The 21,508-nt window shown below is 72.3% G+C and carries 15 protein-coding genes and 3 pseudogenes; 9 read left to right on the top strand and 9 right to left on the bottom strand.

Going from position 1 to position 21,508, the window contains the following annotated elements:
- Positions 1 to 201 precede the first annotated feature (201 nt).
- The gene (locus tag E6W39_RS11075) at positions 202 to 1,848 is read left to right on the top strand and encodes a tannase/feruloyl esterase family alpha/beta hydrolase (RefSeq protein ID WP_141633393.1); all 1,647 of its coding nucleotides are present in this window, start codon (positions 202 to 204) and stop codon (positions 1,846 to 1,848) included.
- A gap of 69 nt (positions 1,849 to 1,917) precedes the next feature.
- Here E6W39_RS11075 and E6W39_RS11070 read toward each other — a convergent pair whose 3' ends face one another.
- Positions 1,918 to 2,112, bottom strand: coding sequence for a hypothetical protein (locus E6W39_RS11070; protein WP_323809000.1), 195 nt, complete (start codon positions 2,110 to 2,112; stop codon positions 1,918 to 1,920).
- A gap of 35 nt (positions 2,113 to 2,147) precedes the next feature.
- Positions 2,148 to 3,214, bottom strand: a pseudogene (locus E6W39_RS11065) (alpha/beta fold hydrolase).
- Between the two features lie 218 nt (positions 3,215 to 3,432).
- Here E6W39_RS11065 and E6W39_RS11060 point away from each other — a divergent pair.
- Positions 3,433 to 4,248, top strand: coding sequence for an alpha/beta hydrolase (locus E6W39_RS11060; RefSeq protein WP_141633392.1), 816 nt, complete (start codon positions 3,433 to 3,435; stop codon positions 4,246 to 4,248).
- A gap of 9 nt (positions 4,249 to 4,257) precedes the next feature.
- Here the strand turns inward: E6W39_RS11060 and E6W39_RS11055 are convergent, their stop codons facing one another.
- Both E6W39_RS11055 and E6W39_RS11050 read right to left on the bottom strand, forming a co-directional pair.
- The gene (locus E6W39_RS11055; RefSeq protein ID WP_141633391.1) at positions 4,258 to 7,023 is read right to left on the bottom strand and encodes a helix-turn-helix transcriptional regulator; all 2,766 of its coding nucleotides are present in this window, start codon (positions 7,021 to 7,023) and stop codon (positions 4,258 to 4,260) included.
- A gap of 57 nt (positions 7,024 to 7,080) precedes the next feature.
- Positions 7,081 to 7,686 carry a VOC family protein gene (locus E6W39_RS11050; protein WP_181799200.1) on the bottom strand — a complete coding sequence of 202 codons (606 nt, stop codon included), beginning with the start codon at positions 7,684 to 7,686 and terminating at the stop codon, positions 7,081 to 7,083.
- A 208-nt stretch (positions 7,687 to 7,894) separates the two neighbouring features.
- Here E6W39_RS11050 and E6W39_RS11045 point away from each other — a divergent pair, with 208 nt between their 5' ends.
- Positions 7,895 to 8,350, top strand: coding sequence for a hypothetical protein (locus E6W39_RS11045; protein ID WP_141633389.1), 456 nt, complete (start codon positions 7,895 to 7,897; stop codon positions 8,348 to 8,350).
- 25 nt (positions 8,351 to 8,375) lie between these two features.
- Here E6W39_RS11045 and E6W39_RS11040 read toward each other — a convergent pair whose 3' ends face one another.
- Positions 8,376 to 8,849: a nuclear transport factor 2 family protein gene (locus E6W39_RS11040; RefSeq protein ID WP_141633388.1), complete on the bottom strand. Its 474-nt coding sequence runs from the start codon at positions 8,847 to 8,849 to the stop codon at positions 8,376 to 8,378.
- A gap of 455 nt (positions 8,850 to 9,304) precedes the next feature.
- On the opposite strand from E6W39_RS11040, the gene E6W39_RS11035 reads away from it, so the two are divergent.
- The 6 genes from E6W39_RS11035 (at position 9,305) to E6W39_RS41280 (ending at position 18,723) form a co-directional block, all read left to right on the top strand.
- Positions 9,305 to 12,436 (top strand): lantibiotic dehydratase, encoded by a 3,132-nt coding sequence (locus tag E6W39_RS11035; protein ID WP_141633387.1) that lies wholly within the window; start codon positions 9,305 to 9,307, stop codon positions 12,434 to 12,436.
- A complete protein-coding gene (locus E6W39_RS41290; RefSeq protein WP_228718790.1) occupies positions 12,433 to 12,765 on the top strand; it encodes a hypothetical protein in 333 nt (110 codons plus the stop codon). The genes E6W39_RS11035 and E6W39_RS41290 overlap by 4 nt, the downstream gene beginning before the upstream one ends.
- Positions 12,746 to 13,687 carry a lanthionine synthetase C family protein gene (locus E6W39_RS11030; RefSeq protein WP_228718641.1) on the top strand — a complete coding sequence of 314 codons (942 nt, stop codon included), beginning with the start codon at positions 12,746 to 12,748 and terminating at the stop codon, positions 13,685 to 13,687. The genes E6W39_RS41290 and E6W39_RS11030 overlap by 20 nt, the downstream gene beginning before the upstream one ends.
- A gap of 651 nt (positions 13,688 to 14,338) precedes the next feature.
- Complete coding sequence (locus E6W39_RS39215; protein WP_181799199.1) at positions 14,339 to 15,427, top strand: response regulator transcription factor; 1,089 nt, start codon at positions 14,339 to 14,341, stop codon at positions 15,425 to 15,427.
- Positions 15,428 to 15,848: 421 nt separating this feature from the next.
- Positions 15,849 to 17,321 (top strand): ATP-binding protein, encoded by a 1,473-nt coding sequence (locus E6W39_RS41285; protein WP_228718086.1) that lies wholly within the window; start codon positions 15,849 to 15,851, stop codon positions 17,319 to 17,321.
- A 1,147-nt stretch (positions 17,322 to 18,468) separates the two neighbouring features.
- Positions 18,469 to 18,723: a helix-turn-helix domain-containing protein gene (locus E6W39_RS41280; RefSeq protein WP_228718640.1), complete on the top strand. Its 255-nt coding sequence runs from the start codon at positions 18,469 to 18,471 to the stop codon at positions 18,721 to 18,723.
- Between the two features lie 242 nt (positions 18,724 to 18,965).
- Here the strand turns inward: E6W39_RS41280 and E6W39_RS11015 are convergent, their stop codons facing one another.
- The 4 genes and pseudogenes from E6W39_RS11015 to E6W39_RS42805 form a co-directional block, all read right to left on the bottom strand.
- On the bottom strand, positions 18,966 to 20,006 hold the full coding sequence (locus tag E6W39_RS11015) for an ABC transporter permease (protein ID WP_141633385.1): 1,041 nt from the start codon (positions 20,004 to 20,006) through the stop codon (positions 18,966 to 18,968).
- Positions 20,003 to 20,341, bottom strand: a complete 339-nt coding sequence (locus tag E6W39_RS42815) for a hypothetical protein (RefSeq protein WP_267286687.1) — start codon at positions 20,339 to 20,341, stop codon at positions 20,003 to 20,005. Before E6W39_RS42815 ends, E6W39_RS11015 begins: the two co-directional genes overlap by 4 nt.
- Positions 20,342 to 20,344: 3 nt before the next feature.
- Positions 20,345 to 20,476 (bottom strand): annotated as a pseudogene (locus E6W39_RS42810) (hypothetical protein); the annotation flags it as partial.
- Positions 20,477 to 20,619: 143 nt separating this feature from the next.
- Positions 20,620 to 21,456, bottom strand: a pseudogene (locus tag E6W39_RS42805) (ATP-binding cassette domain-containing protein); the annotation flags it as partial.
- Positions 21,457 to 21,508: the final 52 nt, after the last annotated feature.

Below are 21,508 nucleotides of genomic sequence, written 5' to 3'. Positions count from 1 at the left end.
CTCCTGGGATGAGAACCAGTGGACTCGGTGGCCTTCACCGTCGCCCGCGGCTCTCCCCGGCCGCATCGGTCATGTGACTTCAAGCCTTCTGCCTGGTCGGGCGAGCGCACCGCAGTCTTGACTCAGCGTCAGCTGACTGATGTGCCCGAGTCGGTGTGGCGACGACAGTGATGGCGCCATCCCCGACTCCGAGGAGAGATCATGAAACGACGGCTTCCGGCGCTCCTGGCGGCCGGTGTTCCGCTCGCGGCAGCCGGTGTCATCTATGCACCGGTGAGCGCGTCGGCCGGTCCGGTGCCGACCGCGCCCCTGGCCGCCGCCAGCCCCGCTTCGTTCGCCTGCACCTCGTTCCGGCTGTCGGCGCCGGACGGCACCACGGTGGAGTCGGTGACCGCGGCGGCCGTTCCGACGGGCACGTTCCAGGTGCCCGGTGCTCCCCCGTTGGGCGGCTACCCGGTGCCCGACGTCCCGGCGCACTGCGAGGTGACGGTCACGCTGACCCACCCGGGCGCGAACGACCACGCCAAGGTGCAGATCTGGCTGCCGCAGTCCGGCTGGAACGGCCGCTTCCAGGCGGACGGCGGCGCCGCCTACGCCGCCGGGAACATCGGCTCCGTGGCCGCGGCGGTCAAGCAGGGCTACGCGGCCGCCACCACCGACGCCGGCGTGGACACCGGCGGCCTGGACAGCAGCTGGGCGCTGAACTCCCAGGGCCGGATCAACACCGCACTGCTGCAGGACTTCGCCTCGCGCTCGGCCCACGAGATGGCGATCGTCGGCAAGCAGGTCGTTGACGACGCCTACGGTCACGCCGCGTCCTACTCCTACTTCAACGGCTGCTCCACCGGCGGCCGCCAGGGCTACATGGAAGCCCAGCAGTACCCCACCGACTTCAACGGCATCAACGCCGACGCCCCCGCCATCAACTGGAACCAGTTCGAAGTGGCCACCCTCTGGCCGCAGGTGGTGATGAACCAGGAACACACCTACCCCACCACGTGCGAGTTCAACGCCTTCAACCAGGCCGCGCTGAAGGCCTGCGACAAGCTCGACGGCGTGGTCGACGGCCTGATCAGCGACCCGAACCGCTGCGACTTCGACCCGCGCCGCCTGATCGGCACCACGGTCGTGTGCGACGGCAAGCAGTACACGATCACCGCCGCCGATGCCGACGTGGTCCGCAAGATCTGGGACGGCCCGCGCGACACCAACGGCAAGCGGCTGTGGTACGGCCTGCCGATCGGCGCCGACTTCTCCTACCTGGCGGCCGGCAAGACCGATGCGAACGGCGTCACCACCGGCTTGCCGTTCATCGTCCCAGCCCAGTGGGTCGCCAACTTCGTCGAGAAGCAGCCCTCGTTCAACACCGCGAACCTCAGCTACGCGCAGTTCGACGAGATCTTCCAGAAGGCCCGCGCCGAGTACGACTCGGTGATCGGCACCCGCGACGCGGACCTCTCCGCGTTCCGCAACGCCGGCGGCAAGCTGATCACCTGGCAGGGCGACGCCGACCAACTGATCCCCACCGCGGGCACGGTCGACTACCGCAAGCGCGTCGATGCCCTGATGGGCGGTACCAAGAAGGTTGACGACTTCTACCGCGTCTTCCTGGCCCCCGGCGTCGCGCACTGCGGCCTGAACGGCGGCAACGTCGACGACCTGGCCGCTCTGACCGCCTGGGTCGAACAGGGCCAGGCCCCGAACGTGCTGCACGCCACCCTGCCCACCGCCTCCGGCGGGACCGTCGCCCGCGACGTGTGCCGCTACCCGATGGTTTCCCGCTACACCGGCCACGGCGACCCGAGCGCCGCGAGCAGCTTCCGCTGCGTCAAGGCCCAGCGCGACTGACCACGGCGCGCAGCAAGTTCGGGTCCGTCCCCCGGTTGGGGGGCGGACCCGAACGCTTGACCGCTGTGCTCAAAGACCCAGATCCGCCGCCAGGCAGGAGAACCTGACCGCCAGGCCGTCGGGGTCGTAGGCGTCGACCGCCTGACTCGACGACAGCACCGGCTTCTCCTCGACCATGTCCTCGAAGGCGACGCGTTCCGGGAGCGCGCCGAACCGGGCCCTGCGGATGTCCGCCGCCTGCTCGTGCATGCCGGGGTCACTCACTTCCCACACCTCCATGTGGTCGAGACCGTCGCGGGTCACAGGTGGTCGGCGTCCACCACGGCCTGGGCGAACGCCGTCGGCGCCTCCTGCGGCGCATCGTGGCCGACGCCGGTGAGCACGCGGTGCTGGTACGGACCGGTGAAGAAGTTCCGGTACCCGGTGCCGTCGGTCGTGGCCAGGAACGGGTCGAGGGCGGGGTCCAGGGTGATGGTCGGCACCGTGATGACCGGCCGGGCTGCGAGCAGCTGCTCGTAGCGGTCATAGCGGCGCTCGCCATCGGCCAGGCCCAGGCGCCAGCGGTAGTTGTGGATCACGATGGCGGCGTAGTCGGGGTTCTCGAACGCCGCGGCCGTGCGCTCGAAGGTGGCGTCGTCGAAGTCCCAGGTGGGGGAGACCTCGTCCCACACCAGCCGGCACAGGTCGTGCCGGTTCTGCTTGGTCTCCATGGCGATGCGGCCGCGGTCGGTGGCGAAGTAGTACTGGTACCACCAGGTGTGTTCGGCTTTCGGTGGCAGCGGGTTCTTCTGCGAAGCGACGTTGGTGATGAGGTAGCCGCTCACCGACACCAGGGCCTTGACCCGCTCCGGCCACAGCGCCGCGATGATGTCGGCGGTCCGCGAGCCCCAGTCGAAGCCGGCCAGCACCGCCTTGTGGATCTTCAGGGCGTCCATCAGGGCGACGATGTCGAGGGCGATCGCGGACTGCTGCGCGTTGCGGACGGTCGTCGGAGACAGGAACGCGGTGGTGCCGTGGCCCGCAGGTACGGCACGATCACCCGGTAGCCGGCGTCCGCCAGCAGCGGCGCCACGTCGACGAAGCTGTGGATGTCGTAGGGCCAGCCGTGCAGGCAGATGACCACGGGCCCGTGCTTCGGCCCGGCCTCGGCGTAGCCGATGTCGAGCACGCCGGCCTGGACTCGTTTCAGGTCCGAGAACGTGGTGTGCGTGCCCGGGGCGATGGCCGGGATGACCGGGGCCGGGCGGCCGGGCCGGTCGGAACCGGCCGCGAAGGCGGCAGGCGCGTTCGAAGCCGCGCTGACCGACACGGCCGTGGCGCCCACGCCGAGACCGACCGCCTTGGTGAACGTACGTCTGTTGATCATGTCTGATCCTTCCCGGAGACTCGCTGGCGCCTCCACTCTTCTTCGGCGACCGGCCGGACGCATCAGTCACATGACGTCGAGACACCCGAAGATGCACCGGTGACCTGCCGGGCCGTCACATTCAGTCATCCGACTGTTTCCGCTGTGCTACCGCTTGGCGATCCTCGGAGGAGCGCCGCAACGCCGGCGGACGTCGCGTGCAATCGGAAGGTCTGGCCGTGAAGCAAACTCCCGTCGTCCTCATCCACGGTGCATGGTTCCACTTGTCCTCCTGGGACGGCTGGGCTGAACGGCTCAGCTCGCACGGTTACGCGGTGTGCGTCCCGGGCTGGCCCGGCGAAGCTCCCACCGCCGACCAGGCCCGCCGCGAGCCCGGCCCACTGCGCGACCTCGGGCTCGTCGCGCTCACGGCCCACTACGAGGAGATCGTGCGTTCGTTCGACAACCCGCCGGTCCTGATCGGGCATTCAGCCGGCGGCCTCATCGCCCAGCGCCTCCTCGGCAACGGCCTCGGTGTCGCCGCCGTGGCCCTTGCGCCGCTGCCGGTCGGTGGTCTGCCGCTGGACGACGGCCGGCCCCGCCCATGGTCGCTGATGCCGGTCGGTTCGACCCGGCATCCGTGCTTCGAGTCGCTGTCCCGGAGCCGGTTCCGACACGTCATCGCCAACGCGGTCGGTGAGGAGGAGGCGGCGAAGCTCTTCGACCGGTACGCCGTCCCGGCCCCGCTCCGGCTGCTCGCCGACCTCGGGCTCGACCGCACCGCCGCCGGGTCGGCCGACACCGTCGTTGACACGGCCAATGCGGTGCGCGGACCGCTGCTGCTGGTGTCCGGCCAGGAGGACCGGACGGTCCCGGACGCCGTGACCCGCTCGGTCTACAAGCTCTACGGCGACTCCTCCGCCATGACCGATCTGAAGCAGTTCGTCGACCGGGGACACTCGATGGTGTTCGACAGCGGCTGGCGCTCGGTCGCCGACCACGTCCTCGCCTGGCTGGCCGGCAACGGCGTCGAGGCCGTGCCCGCACAGGCCTGAGCGCGGACATCAGACCCGCGAAACCTCCTCGGCCCGGCTCAGCGCGTCGCGCAGCGCCGCCCGGGCCGTGATGCCCAGCTTGGGGAAGACGCGGTACAGGTGCGAGCTGACGGTGCGCGGCGACAGGTGCATCCGCTCGCCGATCTCCTTGTTCGTCAGGCCGCCGGCGGCCAGGTCGGCGATGCGGCGTTCCTGCCAGGTCAGCGAGGCCAGGTTCAGCGCCGAGGCGCGGGGCGGGGTCCCGGTGGCGCGCAGTTCGGCCCGGGCCCGCTCGGTCCAGCCGGCCGCGCCCAGCCGCTCGAACGCCTCGGCCGCCGGGACCAGGTACTGCCGCGCTGGCTCCCGGCCCTGGACGTGGCGCACCCGGACGCCGTGGGCCAGCCGGATCCGGGCCAGCTCGAACGGGAAGCGGGCGGCGTCCGGGTGGGATTCGGCCCGAGCGAACATCTCGGCGGCCTCCTGCTCGTTCTCGGCGGTCATCGCCAGCGCGCCGTAGGTGATCAGCTCCAGGCGGGGTGACACGAGCGGCAGACCGGCGTCCCGGGCAGCGAGGGCGTGCGCCCGGGCCTGCTCGACGCGACCGGTGTGCTGGGCTGCCTCGACGAGATCGAGCAGGGTGCGCGAGGCCTGGTACGCATAGGGCCGGAACGTGCCCGGCTGCGTGATGCCGATGGCGTAGAGGTACGCGGCCTCGTAGTCGCCGGAGCTCAGCGCGGCGGTCGCGCCGGCGGAGTCGGCGACCTGGGTCAGGAACCCCAGTCCGCGCGGGCGGGCCCAGGCGTCCACCTCGGCTTGCAGGTCCCGCGCCCGTCCGACCTGCCCACGCAGCGCCGCGAGCTGGGCCAGGTACGCGCGGCTCTGGGCGGCGAACAGCTGGTGGCCGTGCTCGGTCGCCAGATCCAGGCCGCGCCGTCCGGTGTCCTCAGCCTCGGCCCATTCGCCGACCGCCATCTGGTCGAGCATGATCTGGTGCAGCATGACCATGCCGGTCGCCACGGCCCCGGTCTCCAACTCGCGGTCCACGACGCGCTGCAGGTGCGGGCGGTAGTGGCTCAGGACGTCGAGGTGGTACGCGGCCGTGCCGAACCGCGTGACCTCCCAGGGTTCCAAATCCGGTAGGTTCGCGGCGGCTTGGAGCACCAGCCCGGCCAAGTCGGCTCCATGCCTGGTCACATCGCTCCAGGTGCGGCTGAACAGACGCGAGCGTTCGGTGACCAGGCTCCCCAGGGAGGCGAGGAGTTCGTGCGTGCTCTCCCAGACCGCGCGGTCGCCGCTGTACTGACTGATCGCCAGGAGCAGGATCACCAGCCGGGTGAGGACCTCCTTCGGCTCGGCCGAACCGCCGTCCCGGAGCTTCTCGATCGCGGCCGAGACCTGTCGGTGGGTGGAACGGACGTCCCCGTCCTGGTAGAGCGCCTGGTAGGCGGCCGCCAGTACCGAGGCCGGCGACTCCGTCGAACCGGGTGCGAGGCCCGCTCGGAGCAGCCGGTGCGCCTGGCCGAGGCGGGCGGCGTGAGCGGCGACGAAGGCCGCGTCGGCCAGCCGCCGGGACCGGTCGGTGTGGTTCTCGCTGAGCTCGGCGGCCCGGGTCAGCCAGGTCACGGCCGCCAGCGCCCCGCCGCGCCGCGTCGCCGACGCGGCCGCCGCCTCCAGGATGTCGGCGACGTCCTCGTCGGGATCGACCGTCGCCGCTGCCAGGTGCGTCGCCCGGCGTTCGAGGTTCTCCCGATGAACCTGGGCCAGCGTCAGATGCGCGGTGCGGCGCTGGTTGGGAGTGGCCGTCTGCACGACGGCGGACCGCACGAGCGGGTGCCGGAAGACGAAGGCGCCAGTGGCCGATTCGACGTCCAGCAGCCCGGCGGCCACCGCCGAGTCGGCGTCGCGCATGCCGTAGCGCGTGCCGGGGACGGCGTCGGCGCCGCTCGGGCTCCCGGCGCCGTCGAGCGCGGCCATCAGCAGCTCGGCCCGCACCCGCTCGTCGAGGGCTGCGATGCGGGCGCCGAACAGCCGTTGCAGCCGCCGGGGCAACGGCACGCCGTGCTGACCGATCAGGTCTTCGGCCGGGAGGTCGCTTGACGGGCCGGCTACGTGGGCGGGCAGCTCCAGCAGGGCCAGCGGGTTGCCCCGGGCCTGCTCCAGGACGAGTCGGCGGACCTGTCGGCCCAGATCCGGGTAACGATGGTCCAGCAGGCGGGTCGCGTCCTCGTCGGCTAGGGCGGCGATCGGCAGTTCGGGCAGTGCGGCGGTGTCGAAACGCGACGTGATGTCGGTGCGGACCGCGACCAGCAGCTTCACCGGACCGCCGGCCAGGCGTCGGCCCACGAAGCCGCAGACGTCGGCACTGGAGTCGTCCAGCCACTGGCCGTCGTCGAGGACCAGCAGCAGCGACCGCTGTTCGGCGGAGAGCGCCAGCAGGCCGAGGACGGCGATGCCGAGCGTCATGACCGAGGGCGGATCACCCTGCACTCCGCCGAACACGGCGTCGAACACCGCCCGGGTCCCGTCATCCAACCGCGCGATGTCGGCGAGAAGCGGATGAACGAGCTGATGCAGCCCGGCATAGGGCAGCGCGGACTCCGCCTCGACGCCGGCGGCGCGCAGGACGACGTGTCCCTCCTGCTCCGCCAACGCGGCGGCGCTGCTCAACAGCGAACTCTTGCCGACCCCCGCCTCCCCGCGCAGGACGAGGGCCTGACCCGTGGCGGACTTCACGAACGCCACGAGCTCCGCCTGCTCGTCCTCGCGGCCCACCATCGTCATGGTGATGGACTTCATGCCGCCCTGCCCCTTCCTGATGTCGATCTCACCGCGCGGCAGCTCCGACAGCGCCGCTCAGCTGCCGAGCCCGGCCGCGTGGGCCATGTGAGCGGCGTACCACGCCGGCCAATCCGGATCCGGGTGGCCGAGCTCGCCCTCGTACGTGCCGTGGGCGAGCGCCGCGTCGCGCAGTGCCGACTCGAGCTCGTCGGCGGAGCGGTAGACCGCGTGGCTGATCCGTCCGGGGCGCCGCGTGGTGACCTCCTGCAGGACGAAGGTGTTGCCGTCCGGGTCGGCGAACGACGCGAACGAGCCGTACGACTGCCGCGCCGGGTGCGGGCCGGTGACCCGCTCGGCGGTGCCGGCGTGGTGGAAGACTCCGCCGGCGTCGTGGAAGACCTCGCTGACCTCGACCCCGGCGGCCGCCAACTCGGCGCGGGCCGCCACGACGTCGTCCACGATCAGGTGCACGCCGCGCTCGGAGCCCGGCGCCGCGTCGGTCACGCCACTGCCGATGATGAGCGACGCGGCCGAACCGGGCGGGGTCAGGTGCACGACCCGGAAGCCGCCGGGGCCGGAGAAGTCGACGTCCTCGCGGAACCCGATCCGCGTGTAGAAGTCCTTGGCCCGGTCCACGTCCGAAACCGGGACGACCACGACCTCGATCTTGAATTCCACCATCGTCAGCTCCCGCGCCGCCATGGATGCCGGTCGGCATCCACCGATCACGATCCCGGGACTGCGGGCCCGTCGAGCCAGTGCCGAACCCTGGCCAGTACCCGGGCCGGGGGCGACCAGGGTCCGGCACCGGCTCGACGGAGGGCCGCCGCCGGGGAGTCTGAGGACAGCCGTTCAGGACACCGACGTACGGAGCGCAGGGAGAACCCCCATGGCAACCATCCACTTCACCGAGCGGACGCCGGTCACCCCGGAGCAGTTCGTGGCGAGCCTCACCGATTTCGGGCCGGGTCGTCGGGAACTGTTCCCCAACAGCGCCGACGAGTACGTGCGGGTCCACGAGGAGGGTGTCGACCACGCCGACGTCACCGAGGGCTCGGGCGGCATCTGGGAACGGCTGCGATACGACTGGTCCGACCCGAACCGCGTGGTGATGACCACGGTCGACTCCAACATCTGGGGCGGCGCCTCGGGACACACCTACACCTTCACGCGGCTGCCCGACGGGTTGACGCAGCTGGACGTCGTGGTGGTCCGCGAAGGCAAGAACCTCAAGGGCCGCGTCACCGGGCTGCTGCTGGGCAGCGTCGGCAAAGGCGTACTGGAGAAGGCGCTGAAGAAGACGATCAAGGCGGTCGAGGCTCGCAACCAGCTGTCCCGCCCGTAACGCGCAGGGCCGGTCCGGGGGAGGACTACCGCTGCGCGGCAGCCCGGCGCAGATGACGACTCACATCGCCGACCAGATTGATGCGGACCCGTCGCTCCACGAAGCGCCACTGCCCATCACTGCGCTCGAAGCGGTCGTGATACCGACCGCCGGCGATGGGTTGCAGCGGCAGGTCCGGCAGAGCCTGCAACACGGTGACGTACGAACGCGCGACCGCCGTGCCCGCCTGCTCGTCGACCTCGATGGCAACATTCGTGGTGACGTGCTGGGTTCGCGGCGTGCCGTCGGCATAGACGATCAGGGTGTCCCGGAACATCTCCTCGATCGCGTCGCGCCCGCTCACCGGCTCGCCACTGCCCGTGAAGGTGGCGTCAGCGAGAAGGACGCCGAGTCCGGCGAAATCGCCGTCGTCCACGAGCTCGGCGTAGCGTGCGATCAGGTTCTCGATGGCCCGGTCGCTCGACGTCGGATCGGTGGGCATGCGGGTGGATGTGGACATGGTCTCCCCAGGCGAGGCGAACGATCTTCAGCGTGCCGGTCACAACGGCAACAAGGCCGTGAATCGGCCGGGTTGTGGCAGGCAGTCTGCCATCTTGGTGACACCCGCGCGCTCGGGCTGCTCACGGAACCGCCCGCTCGGCCTCCCATGTGGCAGGGCACCGCTGACAGCCGGATGACTTAACGGCGGCGGCGTCCGACCGCGTGGCGGATCGTCAACTGACTGATGCGCCTGATTCCGCTGGCGGCCGAGAGTGGGTGCCGTCGCCGAGCCCGCCCCGCGCGCTCGGCGACGTCGGACACAACGTCCCCCTCGGAGGCGCCCACCGCCTCCGCCCAGGCCGTCATCGACGCGGACCACCTCTGAGTCGTCACCCGGCCACCGCCGCAACGAGGTTGCGGCGGTACGGATACCTACCAGCGGAACAGGAGATGAAGGGGTTGTCGTCGGTGGTGATGGCTGAGCGTTCACGGCGGCGCGGCAAGCGGCAGGAGCCCGGTCCCGGGCAGCGGAGCGGACCGGAGCGCGCGCTGTCCGAGGGCGGTGTGCGGTTCGACGCCGTTCCCGGCGGACTGCTGCGGGTCGCGATGCTGCCCCGACCGTCGGCCGGGGCGGGGGAGGTCGACCTGCGCGATCCGGACCAGGTCGCCGACTACCTCGACGAACTGACCGCCGATCCGCGCGTCCTCGAGGCGATCGCGGTGGCCAACATGCCGCTGTACACATCCGTCGCCGCGATCCGCGCGCGAGCGGCGGTGCGGCCGAGGACATTGGCCAAGACCGCCCTGGCCACGACGCGTTACGTGCTGCGGGGCGCGAGCAGGCCGACGCCGCTCGGCCTGCTCGCGGGTGTGGCACCGGTGGCGTTCGCCGATTCCTGCCGGGTGCGCCTGGGCGCCGCACACCGCGGTGTGCCGAGGCCGGGCGGTGAATGGCTGGCCGAGGAGGTCGCCCAGTGGGAACGGCGACCCGGCGTGCTGCGCAAGCTGCGGGTGGTGCGCAACGACCTGGGGTTCCGGCGGGGCGACCGCTGGGTCCTGCCCTGCGCACCCGGAGCGGAGACCAGTAGCGTGCCCGGCCGCGGCATGGAGGAGGTCTCCGCCAAGTACACCACTGCGCTGGAGCTCGTCCTGCGCGCGGCAGAGCGCCCGACACCGGCCGGTGTGCTGACCGACCGGTTGACGTCGGCTTTCCCCCGCGTTCCGGTGACCAGGATCGAGGATGTCCTGGTCGACCTCGTGCGGCGGGGCTTCCTGCTCACCGAGCTCCACCCACCGCTGACGTCGATGGATCCGCTGCAACACATCCTCGACGTGCTGCGAACAGTCGACGAGAAGGAAGCAGCCGCCGAACTCGCCGACATCGCCGAGCGGTTGCACCGACACGGGCAGTACCGGCCCGGCACCGGACTTGAGAGCTGGCGCTCCCTGGTGGATGCCATGGGCGCCCGGCACCCGCACCGCCGCCCCCTCGGCGTGGACCTGCTCGTCGACGCCGACGTGGTGCTGCCCGAGGCCGTGCTGCGGGAGGCCGAACGCGCCGCGACCGCGCTGTGGCGGCTGCGGCCCCGCAGCGGGGCCGCAGCCCATCTCGTCGAGTACCACGCGGCGTTCCTGGAACGGTACGGCACCGACCAGGCGGTCCCGCTGCTCGACCTCCTCGATCCCCATGTCGGCCTCGGCACACCGGCCGGCTACGACAACCCCCGCAGCGAACGGTCGGCCCCGGTCGCGGGACCGACCGCGGACGACGCCGAACGGGAAGCCTGGCTGCTGCAGTTGGTGTCCACGGCCGCCGTCTCGGGAGTGACCGAGGTGGTGATCGACGACGAGATGATCACCGCTCTCGACGACGCCCGCCTCGACGACCGGCAGGACCCGGGCGAGATCTGCCTCCACCTCACCGCCGATTCGCCACAGGCGCTCACGGAAGGCGATTTCGTCGCCGTCCTCTCGTCGGCCACCGGCTCCCCACTGCCCGGTTCGCTGGCGGGCCGGTTCGCCCACCTGCTCGACGACCCGCGCTCGCTGGGTGACCTGGTTCGGCGCGGCACCCAGTGCTCGTCGGCCGAGGGGGCACTGCCCGTCGAGGTCGACTTCCAGCCGACCTCGCAGGGCGTCGCCAACGCCGCCCGCGTCCCCTCCTTCTTCGCCGACCGCCTGGCGATCGGCTGCTTCGGCGACCCGGGGGCCACCCTGACGCGCAGGGCCCCGGACATCGCCGTCGCCGCCGACGCCGTGCGCCTGTACTTCGTCGAGGCGGCGACCGGACGGGAGATCACACCGGTGTTCCCGCACGCGGGCAACGCACGGCTGGCTCCGGCCGCGGTCCGCTTCCTGTGGGAGGTGCCCCGCATGGCGACCTCCGCGTGGGTCGTGTGGCAGTGGGGTGTGCTGGCCGCGGCACCCTACCTGCCCCGCGTCCGCTACGGCCGCACCGTGTTGACGCCGGCGCGGTGGCGGCCGGACAGCGCGCTGTCGGACGCCACGGTGCCCGACGCCGCATGGGAGCTGCTGCTGGACCGGTGGCGGGCCCGGTGGCAGGTGCCCGACCGCGTCGACGTCGGTACCGGGGACCGGCGCGTCGCGCTGGACCTGACCCGCCCGCTGCACCGGCGGCTCCTCAGGCGCGACCTGGCCCGCGGCGTCGACCTCCTGGTGAGCGAGACGCCCGCGGATGCCGGCGGACGGGGCCACGGCTGGCTGCGCGACGAGTCGGGAACCGCCCATGCCAGCGAGCTCATCGTGCCGCTCCTCCCGCACCACCCGCGCACACTGGCGCCGGCCCCGCGACCGCAGGTCACCACGACGCCCACCCGCCGCCACCCGGAGTGGCTCTCCGCCAAGCTCTACGGAGCAACCGCCCGCCAGCACGAGGTGCTGACCGAGCACCTGCCGCTGCTGCTCGCGGGCCTCCCGGACGGCGTCGACCGCTGGTTCTTCGTCCGCTACCGCGACCCGGACCCGCACCTGAGGCTGCGGTTCCACGGGTCGCCCGACGTCCTGCACGGGCCGATGGCCCGCGCGGTGCTGGCCTGGGCGGACCGGCTGCGCGAGCAGCGCCTGGCCGGTCGGCTGGTCTTCGACGGCTACGAGCCGGAAACCGCCCGCTACGGCGGCCCGGACGTCATCACGGCCGTGGAACGGCACTTCCACCACGACAGCCTCCGCGTGCTGCACCAGCTGCGCTCCTTCCCGGACGGCGTCCCCGCCGGCGAGAAGGCACTGCTGGCGGCCGTGGACTTCGCGGACACCGTGCGCGGGGTGCACGGGAGCCGCTGGCCCGGCTGGTTCCTCGACGCCGCGCTCGACGAGGTGTGCGAGCCGCACCGCGACTACGCCCATCGGCACCGCCAGGAGACGTGGGCTCGGTACCAGCGCAGCGACCCCACCCGAACGGAGTCGGCCGGCTGGTCCGAGGCCCTGGCCGCCCTCTCGTCACAGCGGCGCTCCGTCCTGCTGAGCGTCCTCCACATGCACCACAACCGCCTCGTCGGCCCCGACAGGCAAACCGAGGGGCGCGCCCTGGCCTTGGCCCGCTGCCTCGCCGAGGCCGAGGAAGGACGAAGGAGGTACGCGCACGCATGACCACATGGACAGCTCGGGCCATCGTCACCGAGACGGCCGCCCGGGTCAGCGCCTGGACGCCCGCACGCCAGGAGGGAGGAGCCTGTGTCGGTGATCTCCTGGGCGCCGCCATGCTCCTCTGCGAGCTCTCCGTGGACGACCCCGTCTGGCGGCCGGCGGCCCACGACAAGCTCTCCACCGCCGTGCACATGCTGCAGGCCGGCCCCGAGTGGACCGGAAGGGGGCTCTTCTCCGGCGTCGTCGGCCTGGGCTTCGCGGTCAAAACAGGCCGCGAACCAGCACGGCGGGTACCGCAACGCCCTCAGCCGGCTGGACACGCTGCTACGTGACCGGCTGGCGGGTCACCTGGCGGCGGAGCGGAACAGGACCGCACGGGAGGACTCCGCCATCCCCGTGGAGTACTTCGACCTGATCTCCGGTCTCACCGGACTCGGACGGTACTTCCTCGCCGAGCCCGCCTCCCCGGACGCCCTCGGCGACGTCCTGCGGCCCCTGGTGGCCATGACCGAACCGGTGCAGGCGGCCGGTGGGCGACTGCCGGGCTGGTACAGCACCCTGCCCAGCGCCGAGGGATCGCGGCTGCACGTGCTCACGCCCGGCCTCGCGCACGGCATCTCCGGACCGCTGGCCCTCCTCTCGCTGGCCTGGACACGGGGGCACCGCGTCCCCGGACAGGACGCCGCCATCAGACGCATCGCCAACTGGCTGATGAGCTGGGCGGCAGAGGACGAGGCGGGCCCGTACTGGCCGTCACTGATCAGCGCGGCCGAAGAGCGCAGCGACCCGCGACCGCCGGTGAGAGCGCACCGGGCATCGTGGTGCTACGGCGCCCCCGGGGTGGCCCGTGCCCTGCAACTGGCCGGCCGCGCCGTGGGGGAGGAGCGGTGGACGCGCTGCGCGGTTGACGCCGTGCACGCCGTCCACCGGCGATCGGACGGGCTCGACGGGCTCACCGACGCAGGACTGTGCCACGGCCTGGCCGGCCTGGCCCAGGCGACCGCGTGCGTGGCCGCCGAGGCAGCCGACTCCTTGTTGCTCCGCGAGGCCGAGCGCGTGTTCCGGCGAGTCTGCGACGCATACGATCCGGCGACCACCTTCGGGTACCGGGCGTACGACCCCGTGCGCCGGCAGCGGACGGATCCGCCCGGGCTGCTGGAAGGTGCCTGCGGCATCGCGCTCGCCCTCCACGCCCACCTCGACCCGGCACGGCGTCGCCGCCCCGCATGGGAGGCCGTGCTGTTGCTGTCCTGACGCCCCGGCCGAGCCTTCAGGCCGGTGCGGCCCCCTTACGCAGATGGCCCGCTGACGTGGCGCGCTCCCCAGGCGGGCCTCTGCCCGGAACGTGAAAGCGCCGGTGGTTCACGGAAACACCCGTTCACCCTTCACCGGCACCACAGGACGTCGTCCCTGTCGACGGCGAAATCCCTTACAGAGAGGCAAGCATGTCCCCGACGGCAGTACTTCAGATCGATGACCAGCTGGCGGAGTTCGACCTCGACATCCGTGTGGATGCCGGGACCCCACGCCGCTGGACCCCGGATGGTGATCATCTACAGCGTGGACCAGTGCAGCGTGCCCCCGTACTGCTCTCCCGACTCCGGCATCCCCCTGTGCCAGCCGAGCGCGTGGGGTGGTTGCTGACCCGCGCTCCGATCAAGAAGTCTCACTGGGGCTGAAGGTGGGTCGGCTCTTCCACCCGGGGCGTGCGGCCCCGGCCTGAGCCTGCGTGACGGTCCGTCGACGAAACCGGTCGGCGGACCGTCGCGCGTTCCCGGCGGCGCCGCGGGCTCATTCCACCAGAGTGGCGGCTATCCGGCGGATCACCTCGCGGCGCTGCGTCCGGTCGGCGAGGTCCACCACCGCCAGCACCTCAGGGTTGGCCGCCGCCCACAGCATCGCGACGTGGACGAGCAGGGGGAGCAGGAGCCGTGGGACGTCATGCGCCTGGCCGTGTCGGCCTACCACCTCGACGCCCTGAGCCCGTTGCGCCCGTACCTGGAGCGCGTCGTGGACCGTGAACTGGACACCGGCGCATTGTCCAGCGGCATCGTCATGCTGCACTTGATCATGCTCGACCAGATGACGCTCGGCCAGTGGGAGGCCGCCGAGCGCACCGGACACCGCGTCCTGGCCGTGGCGACCGAGCTCGGCCACGGACTGTTCGCGCACCAGGCACGGGCCCGCCTGGCCCAACTCGCGGCCGTGCGCGGCCGGACGGAGGAGGCGCGCGACCTGCAGGCCGCGGTCGACGCGTGGGCCCGCCCGCGTGGCATCGGGTACCTGACCCAGCTCGCGGACGCCGTCGGCGCGACCATCGCGCTGAGCGAAGGCGACTACGAGACCGCGTTCCTGTACGCCATCGGTATCACGGCACCGGGCGCGTTCCGGCCCTACGCCCACCAGGCGTCGCGGACCCTGCTCGACCTCGTCGAGGCGGCCCTGCACACCGGACGCGCCGAGCAGGCCCGGGCCCACGCGCTGGCCGCGCGGGACACCGGCCTGCCCGACATCTCTCCGCGTCTGGCCCTGATCACGTACGGGGCTCTGGCGATGACGGCCGAGGACGACGGGGAGGCGGCGGACATGTACGAACGCGCCCAGTCGCACCCAGCCGCCGAGCGGTTCCCGTTCGAGCTGGCCCGGATCCGGCTGGCGCACGGGATCCGCGTGCGCCGCACCCAGGGCGGCGCGGCGGCCCGCGCGTTCCTCGCCCCGGCAGTCAAGACGCTCGACGGGCTCGGCGCCACCGCGTGGGCCGAGCGGGCCCAAGCCGAGCTGAGGGCAGCCGGGGTCGCGTCCCACACCCCGGCACCCACTGCGGTGCCGCTGACCTGGCAGGAGCTCCGGGTCAGCGAGCTGGCCGCCGGCGGCCTGACGAACAAGGAGATCGGCGAGCAGATGCGCCTGTCCCCCGCACGGTCAGCGCCCACCTCTACCGCGCTTTCCCCAAACTCGGCATCAGCACGCGCGCCGCCCTCCGCGACGCCCTGACCAGGGTGGCCGATCGCCCTGCTGTGCCCTGAAAAGGCGACCTGATTGTCTCAAGCCCGCTGGGGGTCAAGGGGTCACAGGTTCAAGTCACAGGTTCAAATCCTGTCGTCCCGACTTGTGAAGTCGGTTGCGAGAGCGGGTACTTGGGAAACCAGGTGCCCGCTCTTGCTGGTTTGTGGGCGATTTCTGGTCCCCACGTGCTCCCAGACTGGTCCCCAGAGGTGGCCGGCGATGCATGGTCGCCCTTTCTTCAGTGGCTGTTGTACTGGATGTCTTTCGATCCCAATGTGCGGCGTGAGACCTCCTTGCCGTTTTGCTAGCGGCTCCGCGAAACAGCCCAGTGATCATCTGTCGGACGGTACTGGGGCCGCGTTGTCGCCGCTCGACGTCGCGCTCTAGGGTGACGCGGCATGGTGATCACGTGATTCGGGACCTCGACGGCGAGGCGGCGGGCCGCAGTGAGCGGTTCCCGCTGGTGGGTCGGCAGCGTGAGCTCGAGCGGCTGCTGGCCGCGGTGCGGAACCCGCCCGCGGTCGTGCTGGTCGAGGGCGAGCCCGGGATCGGCAAGTCCCGCCTGGTCCGTGAGGCCTCCGCCACGCTGCGCGCCGAGCGGTACCAGGTGCTGACCGGCTTCTGCCACCCGCTGCGCGAGCCGCTCCCGTACGGGCCGGTGGCGGACGCGCTGTGCAGGGCCGACCTGGCGAATGCCCCGGCCTTCCCGCCCAGCGCCGGCGCCCTGGCTCCCCTGCTGCCCGATCTGGCCGACCGGCTCCCGCCGCCTCCTTCGTCGGCCGACCCCACCAGTCGGCGCTTCCAACTGCTCCAGGCCGTCCGGTCGTTCCTGACCGCGCTCGGGCCGACCGTTCTGGTCGTCGAGGACCTGCACTGGACGGACGAGGCCACCCGTGATCTGCTCCTGCTGCTCGCGCGCGACCTGCCACCGCGGCTCAGCCTGGTGCTCACCCACCGGGCAGACGAGCTGCCGCAGGGGACTGCCGTGCTCGGTGCCGCCTACAGTCGCCCGCCCGGCACCGGCGGCTCCGTCATCCAGCTCAACCCGCTGCGGAAGTCCGAAGTCCAGGAGCTGGCTGCCGCCGCCCTCGGCCCCCACGCCACTCCCGCCCTCGGTGCCACCCTCCACCGCCGGAGCGAGGGCCTGCCGCTGGTCGCCGAGGAGGATCTGATCACCCTCGCCGAGCACGGCAGTACCCACGGCTGCACCGAGGCGGTGGAGCGGCTGCGGGTGGCCGACGTGCCGCGCGGGCTGCGCGAGGCGGTCACCGAGCGACTCACCGGACTGTCGCCCGCCGCCGCGTCGATCGCGGAGGCGGCCGCGGTGCTCGCGGTCCCCGCGCCCGAGGAACTGCTGACCGCCCTCGCCGGTCCGGACGCGGAGCAGGGCGCCGATGCGCTGATCGAACTGCTCCGGGCGTCGGTGCTGCGCGAGGCGGACCAGGGTACGTACACGTTCCGGCACGCGCTCGCCCAGCAGGTCGCTTACCAGCACGTCCCCGCCCCGCCCGACTCCGGCTGCACCGGCGCGCGATCGAGGTGCTCCAGGCCCGCAATCCGGTCCCGCTGGTGCAGATCGCGCACCACACCCTCGCCGTCGGCGACCTGGCCGGCTGGCTGGTGCGGGCGCAGGAGGCCGCGTACCAGGCGATCGCCGTCCGCGACGGCGGCACGGCCGCGACGCTGCTGCACCAGCTGCTCGACCGGCCCGAACTGGAGGGCGAGGCGCGTTCCCGGGCGGCCCTGGCACTGGCCGGGGTCGCCGCCACCAGCCTCGACTTCCGAACCCATGCCGGGCTGCTGCGCCGACTCCTCGACGACCGTCGGCTGCCGCAGGAGACGCGCGGCGAGATCCGGCTCCGCCTCGGCATCGGTCTGCTGAACGAGAACGCCGTCCGCGCCGCGTTCGAGGAGGTCGAGCAGGCGGCCGCGGAGCTGGCAGCCCGCCGCCCCGAGCTCGCCGTCCGAGCGATGGTCGCCCTGGCCCTCAAGGAGGCCGAGGGGCCCGAGTACACGCATGCCTGGCTGCAGCGTGCCGAGGACACCGTCCGCGGGAGCGGCAGCGGGGTGCTGCGGGCCACCGTGCTCGCCACCCGCCTCACCTTGATGACGTGCCAGGGCGACCCGGCGGTCTGGGAGCTGATCGAACGACTGCCACGCCACACCGAAGACCGCGAGCTGCTGGGGCAGACCGCACGCACCCTGCTCAACGTCGCCGACACCGCCACCTACCTGGGCCACGACCGGCGGGCCGCGTCACTGGCGACCGAGGCCCAGCAGCTCCGTACAGATGATGGCGCAAGCCCCATCGCCGTCTTCCTGTCCCGCGCCGTCATGCTGCGGCAGGACGCCCTCGCCGGCCGCTGGGACGGACTCCAAGGACGCCTCGACTCCCTCATCGACGAGTACCCGACCGCGGCCGGCCTTCGCGCCGAGCGGGCCATCCTGGTCGGCACTCTCGCTGCCGTCCGGGGACAGCGCGCCGCGGCGCTGGAACTGTTCAGCGAAGCCTTCGCGACCGGTGCCGACCAACTGCTGGTGGGCTTCGAGCTGCGGGCCGCCGCCGGCCTGAGCTCTCTCCACCTCGCCGCGGGCGACGGCCCCCGTGCCTGGGCGGTGGCGGAGAAGGCCGTGGGTACCGTGCGGCGCGCCGCCGCGTGGCCACGGGCGGCCAGCCTGCTGTCGGCCGCGGTCGAGGCGGCGCTGGCCTGCGACCGGCGCGGGGCCGCCGAGCAGTTGAGCGCCGAGATCGAGCGCGGCCTCCGCGGGCGCGACGCCCCGGCGGCCACCGCCGACCTGGAAGTCGTCCGCGGCTTGCTGCTTCAGGAGGCCGACCCCGGTTCCGCCGCCGGGCACCTCGCCGGGGCGGCGCGCAGGTGGCGGGAGATCGGCCGCCCCCATGAGGCCGCCCGCGCCCTCGAGCGGGAGAGCGAAGCACGGCGTCGAACCGACCCCGGGACGGCGGTCGAACCCCTCAGGGGAGCCCTGGCGCTCTTCACGGAACTCGGGGCCACCGCCGACGCCGCGCGCTGCGAGCGGGTCCTGCGCGACCTCGGTCTCATCCGCCGCGGTCCCGGCCGCCGGGGTACGGCAGCAGCCTCTCGCCGCGTGAGCACCAGGTCGCCGGACTCCTCACCGCCGGAGCCACCAACCAGCGGATCGCCGAGGCCCTGTCCCTGTCGCCGCGGACGGTCGAGAACCACGTCGCCAAGGTGCTGAAGAAGCTCGGCACCGGCCGGAAGCGGGTGGCGGCGGTCTACTCGGCGGGCCCGGACTGCGGATGAGCCGTCCGCCACGCAGTGACCGCCGCCCGGGGACGGACGGCGGTCGCTGCGGAACCGCGGCGGACGGACGCAGGCGCGCCACCGCGGTGGTGCCCGGTTCCGGGTGGCCCCTCAACCACCCGACACCGGGAGTCATCGGGCGAGTTCGACCCGCCGTGGGCGCCCGGCACCGGGACGGCCCTGCTCATGGAGGGGGTGAGTGGGGCAGGGCTCCGGTGGGTCCGGTGATCACGCCGCAGGGGTCAGGCGGGCAGGCCGACCGCGCGTTCGCCGTTGCGGCGCTGCTGGATGACGACGGCGGCGACCAGCAGGGCGCCCTGGGCGACGTTCTGCCAGAAGGCGTTGATGCCCTGGACGGTGAGGCCGTTCTGGAGGGCACCGAGGAGGGCGACGGCAAGCAGGGTGCCGCCGATGGTCCCCTTACCGCCCTTGAGGGCGCAACCACCCAGGGCGGCGGCGGTGATGGACTGGAGTTCGAGGCCTTCGCTGCCGGAGACGGGCTGGCCGGAACCGGTGCGGGCGGTGAGCAGGATGCCGGCGAGGGCGGCGACCATGCCGGACAGGGCGTAGGCGGAGACGAGGTACTTGTTGAGGTTGATGCCGGCCAGGCGGGCGGCGGTGTCGTTGCCGCCGATCGCGTAGACGTTGCGGCCGATGTCGGTGTAGGTGAGCAGGAGGTGGACGGCGACGGCGGTGAGGATGAGCAGCCAGACCATGGTGGGCAGGCCGGCGATCTTGCCGCGGCTGAGGAAGATGAAGATCGGGTCGTTCAGCACGTAGCCCTGGGCGCGACCGCCCGAGACCAGCTGGGCGACGCCCTTGTAGGCGGCGAGTCCGGCCAGGGTGGCGATGGTGGGGTTGACCCGGCCGTAGATGACGATCACGCCGTTGAACAGGCCGATGCCGGCACCGATGGCGACGGCCGCGCCGATGCCGAGGTAGGGGTTGGCGCCGGTGGAGGTGAAGACCATGGCGCTGACCACGGAGGCGAGGCCGGCCTGGGAGCCGACGGAGATGTCGAGGCCGCCGCAGATGATGACGACGGTCTGGACCACGGCGAGCAGGCCGGAGATGGTCGCGGCCTCGGCGATGACCTGGATGTTGTCCCAGCTCAGGAAGTTGTCGTTCAGTGACCCGAAGAGGATGACGACGATGGCGAGGGCGCCGATCAGGCTGAGGTTCTGGCCGCCGACGGCGGCGAGCATGGCGCGGGCGCCGCTGCGGCGACCGGCCTCGGGCTCGGCCTCCGGCAGCTGGGCGCTGGGGGCGGTGGTGGTCGTCATCGAGGGTCTCCGGTAGGGGCGTTGGCGGTGGTGCGGTCGGCAGGGCCGTCGGTCGTGGCCAGGTCGTCGGCCATGGCGAGGGCGAGGATCGCCTCCTCCGAGGCTTCGGCACGGGTCAGTTCGCCGGTGGTGTGGCCGTTCTGCATCACGACGATGCGGTCGGCCAGGCCGAGGACCTCGGGCAGTTCGGAGGAGATGACCAGGACGGCCGTGCCCTCGCGGGCGAGGTCGGCGATGATCTGGTAGATCTCGGCCTTGGCGCCGATGTCGACGCCGCGGGTGGGCTCGTCCAGGATCAGCAGGTCGGGTTTGCGGGCGAGCCAGCGGGCGAGCACGACCTTCTGCTGGTTGCCGCCGGACAGGGTGCGGACCTCGGCCTCGATGGAAGGGGCACGCACCCGCAGCCGGTCGGCGTACTGCTGGGCGAGGGCCTTCTCCTGCTGGTGCCTGACGAAGCGCCAGCGCCGCAGTCGGCCGAGGCTGACCAGCGAGGTGTTGTCCCGGATCGTCCGGTGCAGGAAGAGTGCCTGGGCCTTGCGCTCCTCGGGGCCAGGCCGATGCCGGCGGTGATCGCGGCGCGGGGGTTCTTCAGGCGCAGGGCCCTGCCGCCCAGTTCGACGCTGCCGGAGTGGACCTGAGCGTCGCCGGCCAGGGCAAGGGCGAATTCGGAGCGTCCGGCACCGATCAGGCCCGCGAGTGCGACGACTTCGCCCGCCCTCACCTGGAGGCTGATGTCGCGCACATCGTCGGTGGTGAGGTTCTTGACGTCCAGCACGACGCGGTCGGTGGCCACCTGCTGGCGGACGAACAGGGTGGACAGGTCGCGCCCGACCATGAGCCGCACCAGGTCGCTCTCGCTCGTGTCCGCGGCCTCCACCACACCGGCGACCCGACCGTCGCGCAGGACGGCGATCCGGTCGGCGAGTTGGAAGATCTCCTTCATCCGGTGCGAGACGTAGATGACGGCGATGCCCTCGTCGCGCAGCCGTCCGATCAGCGCGAAGAGCGCCTCGACCTCGAACTCCGACAGCGAGGAGGTCGGCTCGTCGAAGGCGATCGCCTGCGGCGGGACCGCGCCGGTCAGGGCGCGCAGGATCTCCACCAACTGCCGCTGTGCGGCGGTGAGCTGGGAGCCGAGCAGGCCGGGGTCGAGGACCTTGGCGAAGCCGAGGCGCTCCAGGTCGGCGTTGATGCGACGGCGCAGTTCGGCGCGGTCCAGGCGGCGTCCGGCCGCGCGGGGCAGGGAGCCCGCGTAGACGTTCTCGGCGACCGAGACGTGCGGGATGATCTCCGGCTCCTGCGGGATGATCCGGATGCCGGCGCAGCGGGCGTCCTGCGGGGAGTGCAGGTCGACCGGCTTGCCGTCCAACAGGACGCGCCCGTCGGTGGGGCGGTGGTCACCGGTCAGGATGCGCAGCAGGGTGGACTTGCCGGCGCCGTTCTCGCCCATCAGGGCGGTGACCTGACCGGGCGGGAAGCTGACGGTGACGTCCTCCAGGGCC

It is taken from the genome of Kitasatospora acidiphila (genome assembly GCF_006636205.1).
GTDB lineage: Bacteria > Actinomycetota > Actinomycetes > Streptomycetales > Streptomycetaceae > Kitasatospora > Kitasatospora acidiphila.
The sequence above is the reverse complement of the archived record's forward strand: the minus strand, read 5'-3'. Positions and strand labels throughout refer to the sequence as shown.